Source organism: Dellaglioa sp. CoH-55-MRSF-8 (genome assembly GCF_056782195.1).
Genome location: NZ_JBXAYH010000136.1, coordinates 1 through 334 on the forward strand (window position 1 = coordinate 1; position 334 = coordinate 334).

Annotated in this window: 1 protein-coding gene; it reads right to left on the reverse strand. The window is 54.2% G+C overall.

What is annotated here, in order from left to right; genetic code table 11:
- Positions 1 to 142 precede the first annotated feature (142 nt).
- On the reverse strand, positions 143 to 334 hold a 192-nt coding region (locus AC1RPW_RS08255), incomplete at its 5' end, for a hypothetical protein (protein ID WP_481769482.1).

Here is a 334-nt window from a genome sequence, read left to right on the forward strand (position 1 = left end):
TTGTTGATCAGGAGCACGCGCAAAATCTCGCGCAGCGCATTCCTGAGTGGAAGCGAACTCGGATGCGTCTGGAACTCTTCTTTCGACTCGTAGCCAGAAGACGCCTCGAACTCGATGATGACGCGACTTTTGGTGATTTTGCTCATTTCTTCTCCTTTGTGCGGTGTCGGAACGATTGTTTCTTGTCAAACCCGTGACTCACTGCCTTGTCCACGTCGGTCTGGGTTGCGGGCGGCATATTAGCACGAGCCCGATCCTCGTTCAAGAGGCCGAGGAAGTATGCGGTGTTCTGATACATCTGGGTGGCATCGATGACGGCAGCGAAACCCAGCTC